Origin of the sequence: Micromonospora sp. DT68 (assembly GCF_049847245.1) — a bacterium.
Lineage (GTDB): Bacteria > Actinomycetota > Actinomycetes > Mycobacteriales > Micromonosporaceae > Micromonospora > Micromonospora profundi.
The window spans coordinates 515407-534573 of sequence record NZ_JBNCNZ010000002.1 but is presented as its reverse complement, the minus strand read 5'-3'; the positions used below and the strand labels follow the sequence as shown (position 1 = coordinate 534573).

The window sequence follows — 19167 nt, the reverse complement described above, 5'->3', positions numbered from 1 at the left end:
GTTGCGCTGAGTAACCCTGACAACCCCCGGGTGGGGGGTAGGGCTCGCCCTACCCCCCACCCGCTCAGCCCAGCCGGCCCACCGCGTCGCGCAGCCGTGCCAGGTCGCGACGCCGCCGCTCGTAGGTGGCGGCGAGCGCGATCAGCGCCAGCCCACCCACGCCCAGGTAGAGCCACCGGGGCAGCAGGTCCCAGCTGAGGGCCACCTCGTGCAGCGCCAGGACCGCCAGCACCGCGCCGCCGAGCACCACCGGAGCCTGCCAGCGGCGGGTGGCACCGCCCAGCACCGTGCCCAGCGCCGCCGCGCCGAGAAGCAGCCGCCGCCAGGGCTGCGGGTCCGACCCGGCAAGCACCGACACCAGGCTCGGCAGCAACGCCGCGGCCAACCCCGGGCCGAGCGCCAGCCAGCTCGTCAGGTCGGGCCGGGTGCGCAGGGCCAGCAGGCCCGCGCCGAGGGCGAGCGCGGCGGCCGGCACTGTGTACGCCTCCAGCACCGTCACCCCGCCGGACTCCAGCAGCGCCCACACTCCGATCAACTCGCTCACCGCGGCGATGCCCCCGAAGGCCCACCGCCGGCCAGCCGGCTCGCCTCGGCGCAGTAGCCGCAGCGCAACGGCCACACCCCAGAGCACACAGATGGTCGGGAAGTGCCGCGTCGACCCGATGGTCAGCAGCGCCGCCACCACCGCCACGGCCTGCGCGGCGGCGTCCAACACCCGACCGATCCGGGCGCGTGCCTCCGACGGCGGAACAGCCGACGCCGCGGGCTGCGCCTGTGCGGCCACCCCAGGCTGCGCGTGTGCGCTCCCCGCAGGCTGCGGCGAGTCGGCCACCGGAGCGGTCCCCGCCCGTCGCGGCCGTGCGGTAAGCGCACCGAGGGCGAGGACCACCGCGGCCACCGCCAGCAGCGGGTACGCCGCCGCGCGCAGAGGCTGCCCGTCAGCAAGCGGAGCGGTCACCGCAAGCGCACACGCGGCCCCGATCGCCGCGAGGCAACCGGTGACCCGCACCCCGGTAGCCCGCGCCGCGACGGCGACGACCACCGCCGCCACGAGCAGCACGCCCTCTGCGGCGAGCGTGCCCGCCCGGTTGGCCACGAGCCCCGCCAGCCCGACCGCGACAAGCACCGCCCCCACCGGTACGGCGATCGGCGCGAGCGCCGGCCGAGGTGCGGCCAGGGCGGCGTACACAAGCGTGGCCACTCCGGAGAGCAGCATCGCGGCCGGCAGCACGGGCCAGGGTGCGCCCGCCGCCACGAGCAGCACCGGCAGCGCGGCAGCGGCGAACGGCAGCGCGGGCAGCCACGGCGGGCGCACCTCTCGACCGAGCAGGACGGCGACGAGCGCCACCGCCACCAGCGCCAGCCCGGCGGGGAACCGCTCCGGTTCGGCGACGACGGTCGGCACACCGGACCAGAACTTCCCCCACCCGTCGTACGGCCTCACGAGCGCGCTCAGCACCGTCGGCAGCGCCGCCAGCACGGCGACCCCCGCCAGCACCACACCCGCCACCGCGTTCAGCGCCCCCGGCAGGCCGACCACCGGCGGCCCTCCGACCGTCGGCGGTCCCCCGATTGCCTGCGATCCCCCGACCGCCGACGGTCCACCGATCACCGGCTGAGGGCCCGACGTGTCGCCGGCTGCCGGCTGCTCCCCCGAACCGGCCGGCTCGGCACCGGTAGTCGACAGGTCCCACCGGGCGACGAACGCGACGCCGAGCGACGCCAGCGCGGCGTACAACGTCACGGGCTCGTCGCGCACCACGACGATCGGCGCGAGCCCGGATACGGCCGCCACGAGAGTGGCGCCGCCAACCGCGTACCCGGTCAGGTTCTCCCGGTGGCGACGCACCAGGAGCACCCCGGCCAGCGCCAGCCCGGCGGTCGCCAGCGCGGCGCGGGCCTGCCACCAGGGCGCTACGCCCGCCGCGAACAACGCCACCACGGCGATGCCGGGCAGCGCGACCTGCGCGACAGCCAGACCGACACCCGCAACCCACCGGTACGGCCCGACGGCACGGCGCACCGTCAGCGCCACACCGAGCACCGCCACGGTGCCGAGCACCACCAGGAACCCGACCGGGGCGGCCAGCGCCACCAGCAGCGCGTGGGCGAGCAGAACAGCACCGCCGAAAGCCCAGCTCAGCAGGATGGCCGGGCGGGTCGACGGACGGACCAGCGCGGCGAGCAGCAGCACGACCCCGCCCGCCAGGTCCACGGCGACCACCGCCGGCCACGACGCCGTCCAGGCGATGGGTACGGCGAGCAGCACCGCCACCCCGCCGGCCGACGCGAGCACCCCCCACACGCTGCGGGGCAGCAGTAGCGCCGCCGCGCCGAACGTCAACGCCACGGCGGGAGCGACCTGCCAGCCCCAGGCCAGGTCCGGTCCGAGAGCAGCCCCATCCCACGGCGGCAGCGACCGGGCGGCGCTTGTGAACGCCAACGTGGAGGTGATCACCAGCGCGACCTGCGCCGCGCCTACCGCGACCAGGAGCGCCCCGACGCGCGGGCCGGTCTGCCAGCCGGCCGGCAGCAGCCGCACCGCACCGGCCAGGCCGAGTGTCACCATCGCCGCGGCGAACAGCAGCAGCGACGGCCGCAGTTCGCCCACCGGGCGCACCAGTGCGGCCGCGAGCACCGGCACCAGCAGCCCTGCGGCCATGGTCCGCAGCATCGGGCCACCAATCAGCCAGGCCGTTCCGAGCCCGGTCAGCGCGACCAGCAGAAGCGGCGCCCCGGCCAGCAGCGGCGAGTCGAACGCCTGGCCGTACAGCAGCGGCACCAGGGCGCAGGCTGCGGCGCCGAACAGCGCGAGGATCTGGCCGACGCCGGCAACGATCTGGCCGGCGAACCGGGCCGAACCGGGCCCGTTACGCAGCGCGTAGAGCACCGCCAGGTTCAGCAGCGCCACCCCGAGCAGGACCAGCGTCCAGCCGGTCGCACCGAAATCGGTCCCCGCGGCGAGCAACGGCAGCACCGGTTGGGCTGCCAACAGCGCGGCGAACCACGGCCCGGTCAACCCGCTCAACCGGGCGTACCCCACGGCGATCGCCGCGCTGGCCCCCCCGACCAGCGCGGCGTACCGGGTGCCCGGCCAGTCGGTCACCCCGCCCAGGTTCACCGACCAGGCCGCGTACCCGTCGAGCAGCACGAGGAGCAACCCCACCGCGGCGAACGTCTCCGCTGTGCCCCGCAGACCTCGACGGACCGCCACCAGCGGGGCGGCAAGCGTGAGCGCGGTTACCGCGGCGAGGATCAGCGCCCGACCAGCGACCCCCACCGACGCCCACGCCACGGCCGTGAAAACCACCGCCGCCGTGCCGAGCAGGAGTCCACCCAGGACGAACAGCAGACCCTGCACCGTCCGGGTCGAGGTCTCCGCCGCGCGCGGCGGAGAACCCGTCGGGACCACCGGCGCCGGGGTGAAGAGGCGCCCCGGCACCGCCTGCGGGCCTGGCGCAACCTGCGGCACCGGCATGACCAGCGGCGCTCGAGCGACCTGCGGTGCCGGCATGACCGGGTGCGCCGCGCGGACGACCGCCGCCAGCTCGGCCCGTCGCCGCGTGGCCGCCGTCAGCTGTCCGGCCAACTCGGTGTACGTCCGGCGAGCCCGCTCCACCTCCGGCTCCAGCCGGGCGACCTCCCGCCCGAGTCGGACCACCTCGGCCGCGAGCGGGTCGGGTGGGCGGCGGCAGCCGGCGCAGCCGGCCTTCAGATCAGCCGAGGCACCGCAGGCGGGGCAGGGGTAGCGGGTGTCGTCCACCCGGCCATCATCCAGGCAAGATCGAAGACTGCCCAGAGTGCGCGTACCTAGGTGAGCGTTTCCGAACTGATAAGTGGGCTGCCCTGGACGTTCATGTACGGCGGGGCGGCCTGGCGGCTGAAACTCCCGACGTCAGGGCCGCGTGTGCTCGTGCACCCACGTGGCGTAACCGGGGTGGCCGCTCTCCACTCTGGACACCAGGATCTCCGGCACCTCGTACGGGTGGCTGGCGCGGATCTGTTCCACTAGCGCGGCGAGCCGGTCCGGCGCGGTCTTGAACTGCACGGACCACTCGGTGCTGGTGTCCACACCAGAACGCCACCAGTAGGTGCTGTCCACCTGACCGCCTACCTGAGCGCAGGCGGCGAGCCGTCCCGCGACGGCTGCGGCCGCCAGCACGTCGGCGACCGAACGCGCATCCACAACCGTCGTCACCACGCAGATATGGTCCACGAGCGCACCCTACGCGGGGCCGTCCCGATTGGCCGCGATCCAGGTGTCAATCTGCGCCCACCAGTCATAGAGCCAGTCGATGCGCTGCTGGCGGCCGGTCGGCACCTCCTCCGGCGGCACCGACCAGAACCGCATGACGATCCGCTTGTCCATGGGCAGTTCCCGCCACACGTCGGCGACGGTGAGCATCCGGTCCAGGCCGGTGTGGGCGACGAAGATGACCCCGGCGTCCGGGGCGGCATCCAGCGCCGCGAGCATCCCTCCGGGCTGCGGGGCGAGCACGTGGCGCATCCGTTCGGCGCGCTGCGCCATCCGCTCCAGGCCGAGGGAGCGCAGCCGGGCGATGGCGCGCAGCCGCCGCTTCGGTGTGAAGTTGCCGCCCTCCGGGAAGATCACGAAGGCGTCGTCGTCGTCGAGGCCGGCGGCCAGGTGCCCGACCTGGCGTACGGTCTCCTCGCCCCGCTCCGGCGTGGGCGCGATGAACCGGCTGGGCAGGCGGTTGAGCAGCACGTCGATCGCCGGGTCCCACTGGAGGCTGTCCTTGAGCACGATCCGCGGCTCCCGGGCGAACCAGTTGACCAGAGCGTGGATCAGGATGAACGAGTCGCCCGGCCCTGCGTGCCGGCACAGCACCACCTCGGGCCGGCCGGGCAGCGCGGTGTCGGGATCGGTGCCGACCACGTCGATGCTGAGCCGCAACGCCCAGCGGGCCTGCCAGAACAGCACCCGCAGGAACCAACCGGCAAGCACGTAGTGCGCGCGCTGGAACGCCGGCGAGCGGGTGCGCCAACCGCAGCCCGAGACGACCCACAGAATGAAGAGCGCAAGCAGCGCGGCGGCGTCCCAGACCAGGTAGACGCAACCGATCCAGAGCAGTCGCAGCGGGCGCAGCCGGCCCGGGACCAGCGGTGAAGCGGCGATGGCGAGCAGCGCCCAGACCGGCAGCGTGGTCACCACGGTTATAGCGAGCAGAACGACAGCGGGGGCGATCAACAACCGGCGTAGCCACCTCGGAGGCAGCGGCATCACCGCTCCACGTTGGCGGCGAGATACCGGCGTGACGCGGTGTACGCCCGACTTATCCGCCGTCCCACCGCCGCCATGTCCCGGTACGCCCACGGTGTGTCGTCACGTGGGTCGAGACCACCGGTCGGCAGGACGTGCACCTCGACCCCCTCGGGTAGCGCGGCCATCTCCCGGAAGAAGCGGTGCCTGCGGGAGATCTCGAACGCTACCTGCGCGATCTCCCAGGGCCGCCGGGGCGGCGTCAGGTCCCGCTCGATCCGCCCCACCTGGAGGACGAAGATCTGGCTCGCGCCGACGGCCACCGCCTCGCCGATGGGGATGGAGTTGACGATGCCACCGTCCACGTAGTGCGCACCGTCGATCTCGGTGGGTGGGAGCAGCCCTGGCACCGAGGCGGACGCCAGGACGGCCGGCACCACCGGGCCAGTGGTGAACCAGTGCTCGGCGGCCCGCTCGATGTGGGCGGCACAGCAGCGGAACGGCACCCGCAGGTCGGCGAATGTGGTGTCGGATCCCAACTCGGACTCCAGCAACCGGCGCAGCGGCCGGGGCGAGTGCAGGTGGGTGCGGGCGGCGAAGCGGCGCAGTTGCCTGGCGACCGAGTCGCCGTACACCTCGCTGGCCTCGGGTGACGCCCAGAGCCGGACCAGCCGGTCGGTCACCCCCTCCGACGGGTCGGCGGCGACCAGCGCGCCGTTCACCGCGCCGATCGAGGTGCCGAGCACGATGTCGGGTTGGATACCGGCTCGGAACAGGGCACGCAGCATGCCCACCTCGACCGCGCCGAGGACTCCGCCGCCGCCGAGGACGAACGCCACCGGTCCCCCTGCCATGTCTCTCATCCTGGCACGGGCCCGCCTCCCGCCGACGGGGCACCATCGCAGGATGGCCGGCGCAGGGCGGGTTCCACCCACCGACGGTTGAGGTGATCGGCGTTGACAGGCACGACACATTCGCGCAACCTGATACCGCTCCCACCCCCGAGGGCAGGTGCGATCAGTGAACGCAGCACTCCAGCCGGGCCGATTGCTGGCCCGCAGGTACCGGCTCATCGACCAGATCGGTGCGGGCGGCATGTCGGTCATCTGGCGTGCCCGGGACGAGGTGCTCGACCGGGTCGTGGCGCTCAAGGTGCTCGCGCCGTCGCTGGCTGCGGACGCGCGGTTCCGGGACATGGTGCGGGAGGAAGCCCGGGCCGCCGCCCAGTTGGTGCACCCGCACGTGACATCGGTGCACGACTACGGCGAGACTGTCGACCCGGACGGGTCGATCACCTCGTTCGTGGTGATGGAGCTGCTCAGCGGCGAGGAACTGGAGCTGCGGCTCACCGAGGGGCCGCTGCCGTGGCCCGAGGCGGTCGAGGTCGGCGCACAGGTCGCGGACGCGCTGGCCGCCGCACACCGGCTCGGCATCGTGCACCGGGACATCACACCGGCAAACGTCATGATGACCGGGATGGGCGTCAAGGTGCTCGACTTCGGCATCGCGACCCGCATCGGCGCGCCGGACGAGGACGAGGACGGCGGCACCTTCGGCACCCCTGCGTACGTGGCCCCGGAGCGGCTCGACGGCGCTCCCGCACAGCCGGCCACCGACGTCTACTCGCTCGGCGTCCTGCTGCACGAGGCGCTCACCGGCCGGGTGCCGTACCCGGCGGACACCTGGGAGCAGCTCAGCGACGCGCTGGCCAGCGGCCCGCCACCGACGTTTGCCGAGCTGCCGGAGCTGCCCGAGCCGGTGACCCGGATCTGCCTGCGCAGCCTCTCGCTGGACCCGGCCGACCGGCCGACGGCCCGGCAGGTGGCGACGGTGCTGCGCGGCCACCTGCTGCCGGCCGATCCACCGACAGCGACCATCCGGGTGCCCGTGCCGGCCCCGCCACCGCCCACCTTGGCCCTGCCGGCGACCGATCCGATGTTCGGGCAGGCCCTGCCGGCGACCGGTGCGACGTTCGGGCAGGCGACCCATCCGACCGTCGGGCAGACGGCGGGGCAGTCCGAGCAGGCTGCGGTGATCGAGGCCGGGCCGACGGCGGGCGAGGCGGTTTCGGCAGGCGGGCGGCCCCGGCGTTCACGCAGCCGCGTGGTGCTGCTGCTGATCCCGGTGGTCCTGGTGGTCGCTCTGGCACTTGTCGGCGCGGCCCTGCTGCCCGACGGACAGCCGGACCGTCAAGCCCAGCCCTCGACCGGCCCGGTGGCGCCCGCGCCCACCGACCCACCTACCGATCCGCCGGTCGCCGAGCCGTCACTGCCGAGCGTGTCACCGTCGGCGCCGCTGCCTACCGGAGCTCCCACGTCGACGCCGGGCACTCTCGGCCAGGCCGCCAACCGGGTCGAGGGCCTCATCGAGGCCGGGCTCAGCGACGGGGAGATCCGCGCCGACGTCGGCCTCGACCTGCGCAACGAGCTGCGCAACCTGACCGCCGCTGTCGGGTCCGGCCGGGACGAACTGGCCCCGCCGGTGGCCCGGCTGCGCGAGAAGGTAGCGGTCCGGCTGGGTGAGGGCGGGATCAGTCCGGCGTACGCGCAGCGGCTCGACGCCGCCATCGTCGAACTGGGCGCCGCCCGGGTCTGATCCGCGCGTCCGCTCCACCGGCCCGCTTGCGGCGACCGGGCTGTTCAGCGGGCCGCGACCGGGGCCGTCTCGCGGACCTCGGGCCTGCCGATGGCGAAGCGCCGGTAGATGTCCTCGTAGCCGTACGCCATCCGCTCGACCGAGAAGTTCTCCGCGACGTGCGCCACGCAGTCCGCCGGGTTCAGCTCGACCGACGCCCGCAGCGCGGCGGATAGTTCGTCGGGCCGCTGGCAGACCAGCCCGGTCAGACCGGGCCGCACCAGTTCGGGCACCGCGCCGCGGTCGAGGGCCACCACCGGCGTACCGGTCGCCATGGCCTCCAGCATCACCATGCCGAACGGCTCGTCCCACTGGATCGGCATGATCAGGCAGCGGGCGTCGACGAGCATCCGCAGTGTCTCGGCCCGGTCGGCGTTGAGCACCACTGTCACGTCCTCGTCGAGAAGTGGCGCGACGACCTGCTCGTAGTAGCGGCGCTCGGCCGGCTCGTTGCACTTGCCCGCCAGCAGCAACGGCAGCCCGGCCTCCCGGCAGGCTCGGATGGCCACGTCCGGGCCCTTGTCCGGGCTGAACCGGGCCAGCCACAGCACCGGCCCGGGGCCGGGCTCGGTCTTCCGCGGAAAACCGCGCAGGTCCAGCGCGTTGTGCACGGTGCCGGCCCAGGGCAGTGTCGAGTTGAGCCGGCGTTGGGCGTGCGAGATGGCCACCAGCGCCGCGCCCTCGTCGACGTCGCCGAGCACGTCGCCGTACTCCCCCACCGGGTTGCCGTGCACTGTCGCGACTGTCGGTACGGCGCGGCGGCCGGCCACCAGCGGGCCGATCGTCGTGTGGTCGTGGATCACGTCGAAATCGGAGGGGGTGATCATGCGTTTGATCCGGGCCAGGTGCGCCAACTCGGGCAACGACTCGCCGAGCCGCTCGTACTGGACCTCCGCGACAGTGGAGACGAAGCCGTCGGCGTCGGTGCCGTGCTGCTCGCCGGCACCGAACAGGGTCACCGCGTGCCCGTGCGCTGCCAGCGCGTCCACCAGGCCGGCGACCACCTGCTCCAGGCCCCCGTAGCCGGGTGGCGGCACCGACAGCCACGGCGGAACCACCATCGCGATGCGCAACGACCGCTGCGGCGAGCGGCGGTCGGCAGGCGGGTGGTTCACGACCACGAGTCCTCCCCCGTTGATCCCCCGGTGCGGGTGGCACGCCACCGTGAGGTGCGCGTGCGCGGCGGTTTCCCCCTGGCGTCACCGGTAAACCGGACAAGACGGACGCTCACCCGCCCACCAGAAGCTGGTCGTGGACGACCCGCACCCCCGGCGCGGACCAGGCCACCCGCTCGACCTGGTCCCGTTCCCACCAGGAGCGGACCACCCCGGCGAGGACCAGCGTCTCGCCGTCGACGTCAACCGTCACCCGCTCGGCGCCAAGAGTCCGCGCCAGCGCCCACTGGACGTCCCGGCGCAACCGTTCAGCGTCCGTCGGCGTGGACGGTCGCACCTCGATGAGGTTCGTGATGCCGCGTACGCCGTCCAGACGGCGTACCTCACCTTCTGCGGCACGACGCTGCCACCCGAATTCGACCTCGCCGCGCAGCATCAGCCAACCGTTCGCCACTGTCACGTCGAGCCGTTCGGCAGGCACGAAGCTGTCCCACTCCAGCGCCCGCGAGGCGGCGAGGGCCAGGTCGGCGTCGGTACGCCCCGGAGTCCCCGGCAGGCGTACCTCGATGGTGTCGGCAACCGCCCGCACACCACGTACGCGCCGCGCGCTGCGGACCGCCGCCCATCCCCGCGCGGCGCCGTCCACGTATCCGGTAAGGGTCACGACGCCCCGGTCGACGGTCACGCCTATCTCGTTCGGTTGCAACTGCGGATCCCAGGCCAGTTCGGCCAGGACATCGCGCTGGATCCGCTGATCGTCGCGGACAACCACCACAGCGCTCACGTCACACCCCCGTACGGTCGCCGGTTCGCCTGCCGAACGTGCCGGGCCAACGGGTGACGGCGGTTCACCCGATCCGGGTGAACCGCCGCGCACAGTCGAAAAAAGCGGCGGGTGACGGAGCCAACCCCCTTGGCTCCGCCACCCGCCGCCGGAGGGAGGCAGGTATCGGTTATCGGTCAGGACGTCTCGGCGAGCGTCACTGTTGCCGACTTCTCGGCGCCGTTGCGCTTGAACTGCACCTCGACCCGGTCGCCGACCTTGCCGGCCTGCACCGCGCCGACCAGGTCGTCGGAGTCGTTCACCGGCTTGTCGCCGAAGCGGGTGACGACGTCGCCGCGCTGGAGGCCGGCCTTCTCTGCCGGGCTGCCCGGCGTGACCGACGCGATGAGCGCGCCGCCGCCCTCGGCCTGGTTGACACCCACCCCGAGGGACGGGTGGCTTACCTTCTCGCCGCGCTGGAGCTTGCCCGCGACGTCCTTGGCCTTGTTGCTCGGGATGGCGAAGCCGACGCCGATGTTGCCCGTGCTCTGGCCGGAGGTGGCGATTGCGGTGTTGACGCCGATCACCTCGCCCCGGGTGTTGACGAGCGCGCCACCGGAGTTGCCGGGGTTGATCGGGGCGTCGGTCTGCAGCAGGCCGGAGATCGAGCTGGCCCCCTGGCTCTGCTGGTTCGGGTCCTGGGGCTGGTTGTTGTCGCCGGCCCGGATGGTGCGGTCCCGGGCGCTGACGATGCCCGCTGTCACCGAGCCCTGCAACCCGAGCGGGCTGCCCAGGGCGAGCACCTGGTCGCCGACCTGCATGGCGTCACTGTCGCCGAAGGTGGCCGGCTTGAGGTCACTCACGCCGTCGGCCTTCACCACGGCCAGGTCGGTCTTCGGGTCCGTGCCGACGATCTTCGCCCGGGCGTTCTTGCCGTCGGCGAAGACCACCTGCACCGAGTCGCCTGCGGCGGAGGCGACCACGTGGTTGTTGGTGAGCACGTAGCCGTCGGCGCTGAGCACCACGCCGGAGCCCTCACCACTGTTGGTGGCGATGGAGACGACGCTGTCCTGAACGGCGGCGGCGATCTTCGGCAGGTCGGCGCTGTTGAGCACCGGGGCCGCCGTGTAGGTGCGGGTGATGCCGTTGTCGCCGTCGAGGGCCAGCGCGAGCGCGCCGCCGGCCACACCGGAGCCGAGCATGAGGGCGAACACCGCGACGCCGGCACCTGCGAACTTGGCGATCCGGCTCGGCCGTGGCCCGGTGCCGGGCGGCGTGGCCTGCGGACCCCACGGAGGCATCGGCTGCCCGGGGTGCTGCTGGTGCTGGGCGTGCTGCTGGTAGGCCATGCCCGGCTGACCCCCGCCGGTCCAGCCGGACTGCTGACCCGCGTACCAGGGCGCGCCCGGGTACTGCTGCGGATAGCCGGGTTGGCCGTGTGTGGGGTGCCCGGAGACCGGGTACGGCGCGGCGGAGGGGGTGCTCGTCGGGGGCTCGTAGCCGGTCGGCTGGCCGGCGTACCCGCTGGAGGGGGCCGGCGCGTCGGGACCGGCGGTGGGGTGCGCACCCTCGTCGGTCGAGACGACCTGGACGGGCGTGGTCGGGGAGTCGGTCTGCGCGCGTTCGTCGCGCGGCAGCTCGGCAGTGGGGTGCGACGGCTCGGCGTCGGTGGGTGCCGGCCGCCGCTGCGGGTCGGACTCGAACTCGGTCATGGGACTACCTTCTCCCCAGGCACTGCGACCAACCTGGAATCGCCCTGGAAGTTGGCTGAAAGTCACTCGCCCACGCCCTCGACGTGTGGCACCTGCGGCAGCCGGACCCGGAAGGTGGCCCCGCCGCCCGGCGTCTCCACCACCTCGACCGAGCCGTGGTGAGCGGAGACCAGAGCGGCGACGATGGCCAGGCCGAGCCCGGTGCTGATGTTCCCGTCGGCCCGTCGGGTACGTGCCGCGTCGGCCCGGTAGAAGCGCTCGAAGACCCGCTCCGACTGTTCCTTGGTGAGACCCGGGCCGGTGTCGGCCACCTCCACCACGGCGAGGTTCCCCGGCTCGGCACGCAGGCGCACGCTCACCCGGGCCTCGGGCGGGGTGTGGGTCAACGCGTTCGTCACGAGGTTGCCGATGACCTGACGCAACCGCGCGTCGTCGCCGAACACCACGAGTGGGCCCGAATCGGGCGCGATCTCCAACTCGATACGCCGGTCCGGAGCGATCACCCGGGCCGCCTGCACCGCGTCGGAGGCGAGCACCGGCAGCTCCACCGGGGCCAGCGAGAGCGGCCGCTCCCGGTCCAGCCGGGCCAGCAGCAGCAGGTCCTCCACGAGCAGCCCCATCCGGGCCGCCTCGTCCTCGATCCGGCGCAACAGGCCGGCGGTCTGCTCCGGTGCCCGTGCCGCGCCCTGCCGGTACAGCTCGGCGAAGCCACGGATGGTGGTCAGCGGGGTACGCAACTCGTGCGAGGCGTCCGCGACGAACTGCCGCATCCGCTCCTCGGAGCGTCGCGCTCGCGCCTCGGACGCCTGGGCGGCGGCAGCGGCGTCGCGGGCGCTGCTCTCCGCCGAGCGGGCGGCGAACTCCGACGCGGCCCGGGCGGTGAACGCCGCCTCGATCTGAGTGAGCATCGCGTTCAGCGCTCGGGAGAGTCGTCCCAGTTCGGAGGTGGGTTGTTCGTGGCCCTCCTCCGGGTCGGGGACTCGGCGGGTCAGATCACCACCGGCGATGGCGGCGGCAGTCCGTTCGATCTCCACGAGCGGTTTGAGGCTGGTCCGGACGATCGCCGCGCCCAATGAGGCGAGCAGGAGCAGTACCGCGCCGCCCACCAGGAGGTCTATCCAGACCAGGCGCTTCACCGCCTGTTCGACGTCGGTCAGGTGCTGACCGATGGCCGCGAGTTGACCGTTGGGCAGCTCCGTGTACAGCATCCGCCAGCGCACGTTGCTGTCCCGGGCGCGGACGGTGAAGGGTTCGCCTTCCAACTGCTCGAAGCCTGCGGCGTCGGTCGGCCACGGCGGCAGGTCGCCCATGCCGAAGCGCCTGTCGTCGAACTGGTAGCCGAGGACCCGGTCGCCGCTCCGGCTTGTCACCACCACCAGGTAGTCGGTCGGGATACCCAACCGGCCCTGCTGCGCGGTCACCACCGCGCTCTCGATGCTGCGAGCCGAGCCGGTGAGCTCGCTGTCGACCTGGCCCACCAGGTAGCTGCGCAGGAAGAACGTGGTGAGCGAGCTGATGACCAGCAGCGCACAGGCGACAAGGGCGAGCACCGCGGTCACGAGCTTCACCCGCAGCGGTACGGCCCGCAGTCGTCCCTTCGCCTGCTGGACCGCTTTCACGCCGCCGGCTTGCGCAGCACGTACCCCACGCCGCGGAGGGTGTGGATCAGCCGAGGTTGGGTGGTGTCTACCTTGCGTCGCAGGTAGGAGATGTAGGACTCGACGATGTTGTCGTCACCACGGAAGTCGTAGTTCCAGACGTGGTCGAGGATCTGCGCCTTGGACAGCACCCGGTTGGCGTTGAGCATCAGGTAGCGCAGCAGCTTGAACTCGGTCGGCGACAGCTGCACCCGCTGCCCGGCCCGGTGCACCTCGTGGGTCTCCTCGTCCAACTCCAGGTCGGCGAAGGTGAGCCGGGAGGGGGCCTGCTCGCCGGTAGTCGTGCGGCGCAGCACGGCGCGGATCCGGGCTGTCAGCTCCTCCAGGCTGAACGGCTTGGTGACGTAGTCGTCGCCACCCAGGGTGAGCCCACGGATCTTGTCGTCGGTGGCGTCCCGGGCGGTCAGGAAGACCACCGGGGTACGCGTACCGCCCTCGCGGAGCATCCGGATGACCTCGAAGCCGTCCAGATCCGGCAGCATCACGTCGAGCACCACAAGGTCGGGCCGGTGATCCTTCGCGGCGTTGAGGGCCGCGCTGCCACTGGTCGCGGTGGCCACGTCGAAGCCCGCGAACCGCAGGCTCGCGGAGAGGAGTTCGAGGATGTTCGGGTCGTCCTCGACGACGAGAAGTCGCGCCTCGGTCTGGGTAGCGGGCATGTGCCCATCATCGGTGACCTCACTGCACCGGCGCTGGACGCTCCCTGGAAAATCCCTGTGAGTCCCGGTCGGCGCGGCGCCAGCTGCGGCTTCTTCGTCAGCGCAGCAGCCGGCGGAGCCCGTCCAGGGTGCCGTCGAGGAGCCGGGTCGCGGTGCGCAGCTGGGTATCGCTGAACCGCCGGGCGCGCGCCAGGCGGCCGACCTCGGCGGCGAACGCGGCCAACCGCTTGTCGAACTCGTCGAGCAGGTCCGCGTGAGGCCCGTCCGACGACGCCGGCCGGGGCGGCGGGGCGGACGGCTCCCACCGGGTACGCCGGGCCTGTCGGGTGGCCCCGTTCACCTCCCGCTTGAGGTCGCGCGTCGCGTCACTCGCCGCACCGTGCTCCTGGCCGGCGAGGGCGGCGAGGTCCGCCACGGAGGCCGCGATGTCCGCTTCCAGGACGGCCAGCTCGTCCGCCCGCTGGCGCAGCTCGTCCCGACCGGCCTCGGTGATGGAGTAGGTCTTGCGCCCTCCGCCTGCTGTGTGGCTGACCAGGCCCTCGGCTTCGAGGCGCTGAAGCCGGGGATAGATGGTGCCGGCGCTGGGCGCGTACGACCCGAGGAACCGCTCTTCCAGGAGGCGGATCAGCTCGTAGCCGTGCTTCGGACCGTCGTCGAGAAGTTTCAGCAGGTAGAGCCGGAGCCGACCGTGGCTGAACACGGTGGTCACGGCGGCTCCTTCTGGTCGGACTCCACGGGTCGGGCGCGGGCCACGATGCTCCCGGGTGTCGCGGAGGCCCAGAGTTTAACCATCCCGGTGGCGAACACCCGGTGCCACCACGTAATCGGGCAGGAATCCCACCGGCCGCCGGTCGCTCCCTCGGGGACCAGCCACCTCGTCCACCTCCTTTGCTCTGCTTCAACCCGCGCAACGGAATCGGGCTGGATTTGTTGCGTCCGTTGAAGCAGAGCAAAGGGCACGCCGTGGGTGCCCCGGGTCCGGGGCACCCACGGCCTCTCACGCCGCCAGGTCCAGCTCGCGTCCGGTGACGGGCGGCTCCACTGCCAAGGGCAGAACGGATGCCGCATACCGCCGGGGGTCAGCCGCGCCGGCCGCCGCGCCGTTTGCCGCAGGCAGCAGGTGTACGGCCGACTCCGCGGCCCGGGCCAGCAACCGCCGGTCGGCGTCACGGGCCGGGTGCAGCGCGGCGGCGATCGTCACAGTGACCACCAGGTCCCGCGCCGCCACCACCCGGGCCACCGAGCGCAGCAGGGTGTCCGCGCCGAGGAACGCGGCTGCCGTGGTCGTAGATCCGATGGCCTCGCACCGGTAGACGAGTCGCAGCGGCACCACCGGGCTGCCCGAGTCGATGGCCGCCTGGAACATGGCCGGGCGGAACCCGCCGCCGGGGCGACACGTCACCGCATCGCCCGCACACCAGGTCGTACCCTCGGGAAAGACCGTGACCGAGCGACCGGCGCGCAGCGTGTCGGCGAGCCGGCGCACGGTGGCCGGCAGCGCCCGTGGCCGGGACCGGTCCACGAAGACCGTGCCTCCGGCCGCCGCGAGCAGGCCGAGCACCGGCCAGGTACGGACCTCGCGCTTCGCCACCAGTCGGGCCGGCGCCACGGCAAGCACGGCCAGGATGTCCAGCCACGAGACGTGGTTGGCGACCAGCAGCGCGCGCCGCCGGGGCAACCGGCCCTTGATCACCAGTCGGACGCCGAACGCCCGCGCGGTGGTCCGGGCCCAACCACGCGCCAAAGCCTGCCGCTCACGCGCCGGCAATGCGGGCAGCACCACCGCCACCCCCACCCCGGCAAGCAGCATCCCGGCCGCCGACACCAGCCGGAGCACACGGCGGGCCACGGGCACGGTCGGCACCTCGCCGGCCGCCGGCAGGCACTGCTCGCCGCAGCCGGACGTCGGCCGCCACAGGTCGTGCGGTACGGCGGTCACCGCTGCGCCTCGCCGAGGAAGTGCCGCAGGTAGCGCAGGTTCATCCGGTCCAGCGAGAAGAGCACGTAGAAGTCCGCGCAGCCGAAGTCCGGGTCGTACGACGGCTCGCCACAGATCCACGCGCCCAGCCGGAGGTAGCCGCGCAGCAGCGGCGGAACTGCGGCGCGACCGACAGCGGGGGCGGCGACAGGTGCCGGGCCTGCGCCTGGGCCCACACCTCGGCGACCGTCCGGCCGCCGTCGGCGATCGGGACCGAGGCGCAGCCACCGAGCCAGCGGGAGCCGCGCAGGTGCAGGTACCTGATGATGCCCGCCCACATCAGGTTGATCACCGCTCCGGAGCGGTGGTCCGGGTGCACGCAGGAGCGGCCCGCCTCGACCAGGTCGTCGCGCAGCGGGTCGAGTGCGGTGAGGTCGAACTCGTCCTCGGCGTACCGCCTGTTGGTGCGCCCGGGCGGCAGCAGCCGGTACGTGCCGACCACCTCGCCTGTCCGCTCGTGGCGGACGATCAGGTGGTCGCAGTGGGCGTCGAAGGTGTCCACGTCCAACCCGGCCGCGCCGGGACGGAGGGTGGCGCCGAGCTCGGTGGCGAACACCTCGTGGCGCAGGCGTTGCGCGGCCGCGACCTGGGTGGGGTCGTCGGCGATCAGCAGGGTGTATCCGCTGGTCGTCAGGGGTGCGCCAGCGGCATGCAGAACGGCCATGGGACCTGTGTAGGTGCCCCGGGTGCCATCGGCGGTGACCACCGGTGTCGATCGGATGAACGGCGGCCGGCCGATGGACCCGACCGCTGTCGTGCGAGGCTGCGGGAAGACCGGCGCCGGCGCCGGCCATGCCCCCACGGAGGTCGACAGGTGCGCATCGAGTCCCGCTACAACGGACCTCCCGGCTCGGGCAACGGTGGCTGGAGCGCGGGAGTGTTCGCCACCGCTGCCGGCGGCTCCGAGCCTGTCGAGGTGACGCTGCGCCGGCCGCCGCCGCTGGACACCGCACTGAGCCTGGTCGACGGCGCCGTCCTCGACCCGGCCGGCGAGATCGTCGCCGAGGTCCGCCCGGCCGGTGACGTGGACGCCGTCGTACCCCCTGTCGACTGGGCGACCGCGGTGGCCGCCTCGACCAGCTACCCAGGGCTGGTCGAGCACCCGTTTCCCGGCTGCTACGTCTGCGGCCCGGACCGGGCGGACGGCCTACGGATCTTTCCCGGCCGGCTGCCCGACGACCGGACCGCCGCGCCGTTTCGGGCCCCCGAGCAGGTGAGCGCGGCAACGGTCTGGGCGGCGCTGGACTGCCCCGGAGGGTGGACCGTGCTCGCGGCGGGCCGCCCGTACCTGCTGGGCCGTATCGCGGCAGCGATCGTCGCCCACCCCGCGCCGGGTGACGAGTGCGTGGTGACCGGCGCGTTGGTCGGCGTCGACGGTCGCAAGGCGATGGTGCACACCAGCCTGTACGGCCCGGACGGCGCGCTGCTCGGTACCGCCCGGGCCACCTGGATCGCCCGCTGACCTGCGTCGTCGTCCGCACGGGGGACGCGCCTCCCCCGCGCGACGGACCACGCCGTACGGACCGCGCCTGATTGACCTTGTTGCTCTGGGCCGTCACGCTGTGCCACGGCGTACCTCGACGCCACGCACGGGAGGAGAACGATGACTGACGGGCAGCGAAGCCCCACCAGCGACGGTCAGATCGTGGTGTCCGGTCTGACGAAGCAATACAAGAGTGTGCGGGCGGTGAACAACCTGTCCTTCACCGTGGCACCGGGGCGGGTGACCGGCTTCCTCGGCCCGAACGGCGCCGGTAAGACCACCACGCTGCGCATGCTGCTGAACCTGGTCACGCCGACGAGCGGCACGGCCACCATCAGCGGCCATCGGTACGCCGATCTCACCGACCCGCTGCGGCACGTCGGCGCGGTGTTGGAGGCTTCCAGCGCGCACAAGGGTCGTACCGGCATCAACCACCTGCGGGTCATCTGCGCGGCGGCCGGTCTGCCCAAGCAGCGGGCCGACGAGGCGTTGGCCCTTGTCGGGTTGACGCCTGCGGCGAAGCGCAAGTTCAAGGGCTACTCGCTGGGCATGAAGCAGCGCCTCGGCATCGCCGCGGCGATGCTCGGCAACCCGCAGGTGCTGGTCCTGGACGAGCCGGCCAACGGGCTCGACCCGGAGGGCATCCGGTGGATGCGTGGGTTCCTCAAGAACCTCGCCCACGAGGGACGCACGGTGCTGGTCTCCAGCCACCTGCTGTCCGAGATGCAGCTGCTCGCCGACGACGTGGTGATCATCGCGGCCGGGCAGCTGATCCGGCAGGGCCCCGTCGACCAGGTTCTCGGGTCGATGGCGCAGAGCGCCCAGGTCCGGGTCCGCACCCCGCAGGCCGAGGCGCTTACCGCCGCGCTCAAGGCCCAGTCGGCCACCGTCAGCACCGACGAGCAGGGCACCCTGCTGGTCGCCGGGGTGGACGCCCCGACGATCGGCCGGGCCGCCCTGGCCGCCGGCGTCGAGCTGCACGAACTGACCACCGAACGGCCCGACCTGGAACGGGTCTTCCTGGAGCTGACGGCCGGAAAGGCGGGCATCCGATGAACCTCGTCCGATCCGAGCTGCTCAAGATCCGTACCACAAACACCTGGTGGGTCTTCGCGCTGATCAGCCTGCCGCTGTGGGCGCTCACCCTGCTCATCAACTGGTTGCAGGCCGACGTCCTGACCAGCGAGGACCTCGGCGAGGTGCCGGCCGACCAGGTCGACACCCTGACGGCCGCGGCCAGCGCGGACGCGCTCTCGTCGAACCTGTTCACCACCGGGCAGTTCTTCGGTCTGCTGATCGTGATGCTGCTCGGCATCATCGTGGTGACGAGCGAGTTCTTCCACCAGACGGTGACCACCACGTTCCTCACCACCCCGCACCGCACCGCCGTGATGAGCGCCAAGCTTGCCGCGGCGGGCGTGCTGGCGCTGCTGTTCTGGCTGGTCACCACCGTGCTCAACCTGATCGCCGGTTCGGCGGTGTTGAACGCGGTCGGGCTGGGCTCCCAGTTGGGCAACGACGCGGCCTGGCGGGCGATCGGGTTGAACCTGCTCGCGTACCTGCTCTGGGCGGTGTTCGGGGTCGGCATCGGTGTGCTGATCCGCAGCCAGATCGGCGCCACGGTGACAGGCATCCTGCTCTACCTGGGCGGCTCGATCGGCGCCATCCTGGTGATCAGCATCCTGGCCGCCCGCTGGGGTGACTGGATCAACAACCTGCAACTGCTGGTGCCGTCGCTGGCCTCGTCGTTGATGGTCACCGGCGCGGACATCCCCGGCAACCCGCCGCGCTGGGCGGGCGCCGCCGTGCTCATCGGGTACGCGGTGGTCACCGGCGTGGTCGGCACGCTGTTGATGCGTCGGCGCGACATCTCCTGAGCGACAGTTTCCGGGGTGGCGGCGGCACGGCCGCCATCCCGGGAACGCCCTCCGGGCCGCGTCAGCC

Annotated in this window: 15 protein-coding genes and 1 pseudogene; 4 read left to right on the top strand and 12 right to left on the bottom strand. The window is 72.8% G+C overall.

The genetic code is table 11. The annotated features are described in order from the left end of the window. Positions 1-64: 64 nt before the first annotated feature. The 4 genes from ACPXB1_RS05675 to ACPXB1_RS05660 form a co-directional block, all read right to left on the bottom strand. A complete protein-coding gene (locus ACPXB1_RS05675) occupies positions 65-3763 on the bottom strand; it encodes an SCO7613 C-terminal domain-containing membrane protein (RefSeq protein ID WP_355631021.1) in 3699 nt (1232 codons plus the stop codon). Positions 3764-3895: 132 nt separating this feature from the next. Beyond that, entirely contained in the window at positions 3896-4216 is a 321-nt protein-coding gene (cutA, locus tag ACPXB1_RS05670) for a divalent-cation tolerance protein CutA (RefSeq protein WP_355631024.1), read from the bottom strand. A 9-nt stretch (positions 4217-4225) separates the two neighbouring features. Then, positions 4226-5242: a 1-acyl-sn-glycerol-3-phosphate acyltransferase gene (locus tag ACPXB1_RS05665; protein WP_355631027.1), complete on the bottom strand. Its 1017-nt coding sequence runs from the start codon at positions 5240-5242 to the stop codon at positions 4226-4228. Next, on the bottom strand, positions 5242-6075 hold the full coding sequence (locus ACPXB1_RS05660; protein WP_355631030.1) for a patatin-like phospholipase family protein: 834 nt from the start codon (positions 6073-6075) through the stop codon (positions 5242-5244). The genes ACPXB1_RS05665 and ACPXB1_RS05660 overlap by 1 nt, the downstream gene beginning before the upstream one ends. A gap of 166 nt (positions 6076-6241) precedes the next feature. Here ACPXB1_RS05660 and ACPXB1_RS05655 point away from each other — a divergent pair, with 166 nt between their 5' ends. Continuing rightward, a complete protein-coding gene (locus ACPXB1_RS05655) occupies positions 6242-7816 on the top strand; it encodes a serine/threonine-protein kinase (protein WP_355631033.1) in 1575 nt (524 codons plus the stop codon). Between the two features lie 44 nt (positions 7817-7860). Here ACPXB1_RS05655 and ACPXB1_RS05650 read toward each other — a convergent pair whose 3' ends face one another. From ACPXB1_RS05650 to ACPXB1_RS05615, 8 genes and pseudogenes are all read right to left on the bottom strand, one after another. Beyond that, entirely contained in the window at positions 7861-8916 is a 1056-nt protein-coding gene (locus ACPXB1_RS05650; protein WP_355631042.1) for a glycosyltransferase family 4 protein, read from the bottom strand. Positions 8917-9082: 166 nt separating this feature from the next. Next, positions 9083-9754, bottom strand: coding sequence for a BON domain-containing protein (locus tag ACPXB1_RS05645; RefSeq protein WP_355591119.1), 672 nt, complete (start codon positions 9752-9754; stop codon positions 9083-9085). 176 nt (positions 9755-9930) lie between these two features. Continuing rightward, a complete protein-coding gene (locus ACPXB1_RS05640; RefSeq protein WP_355591116.1) occupies positions 9931-11445 on the bottom strand; it encodes a S1C family serine protease in 1515 nt (504 codons plus the stop codon). A 62-nt stretch (positions 11446-11507) separates the two neighbouring features. Then, positions 11508-13064, bottom strand: a complete 1557-nt coding sequence (locus ACPXB1_RS05635; RefSeq protein WP_355591113.1) for a HAMP domain-containing sensor histidine kinase — start codon at positions 13062-13064, stop codon at positions 11508-11510. Then, the gene (locus tag ACPXB1_RS05630) at positions 13061-13762 is read right to left on the bottom strand and encodes a response regulator transcription factor (RefSeq protein ID WP_030336721.1); all 702 of its coding nucleotides are present in this window, start codon (positions 13760-13762) and stop codon (positions 13061-13063) included. Before ACPXB1_RS05630 ends, ACPXB1_RS05635 begins: the two co-directional genes overlap by 4 nt. Before the next feature lie 97 nt (positions 13763-13859). Beyond that, positions 13860-14471 carry a PadR family transcriptional regulator gene (locus ACPXB1_RS05625; protein WP_355591110.1) on the bottom strand — a complete coding sequence of 204 codons (612 nt, stop codon included), beginning with the start codon at positions 14469-14471 and terminating at the stop codon, positions 13860-13862. A gap of 288 nt (positions 14472-14759) precedes the next feature. Beyond that, the gene (locus ACPXB1_RS05620) at positions 14760-15701 is read right to left on the bottom strand and encodes a lysophospholipid acyltransferase family protein (protein ID WP_355591107.1); all 942 of its coding nucleotides are present in this window, start codon (positions 15699-15701) and stop codon (positions 14760-14762) included. After that, positions 15698-16404 (bottom strand): annotated as a pseudogene (locus ACPXB1_RS05615) (GNAT family N-acetyltransferase). The gene ACPXB1_RS05620 and the pseudogene ACPXB1_RS05615 overlap by 4 nt, the downstream one beginning before the upstream one ends. Before the next feature lie 150 nt (positions 16405-16554). Here ACPXB1_RS05615 and ACPXB1_RS05610 point away from each other — a divergent pair. The 3 genes from ACPXB1_RS05610 to ACPXB1_RS05600 all read left to right on the top strand — a co-directional run bounded on the left by ACPXB1_RS05610 (position 16555) and on the right by ACPXB1_RS05600 (position 19100). Continuing rightward, the gene (locus ACPXB1_RS05610; RefSeq protein WP_355591104.1) at positions 16555-17202 is read left to right on the top strand and encodes a hypothetical protein; all 648 of its coding nucleotides are present in this window, start codon (positions 16555-16557) and stop codon (positions 17200-17202) included. Between the two features lie 141 nt (positions 17203-17343). Continuing rightward, positions 17344-18279 carry an ABC transporter ATP-binding protein gene (locus tag ACPXB1_RS05605; RefSeq protein ID WP_355591101.1) on the top strand — a complete coding sequence of 312 codons (936 nt, stop codon included), beginning with the start codon at positions 17344-17346 and terminating at the stop codon, positions 18277-18279. Next, on the top strand, positions 18276-19100 hold the full coding sequence (locus ACPXB1_RS05600; protein WP_355591098.1) for an ABC transporter permease: 825 nt from the start codon (positions 18276-18278) through the stop codon (positions 19098-19100). Before ACPXB1_RS05605 ends, ACPXB1_RS05600 begins: the two co-directional genes overlap by 4 nt. Positions 19101-19167: the final 67 nt, after the last annotated feature.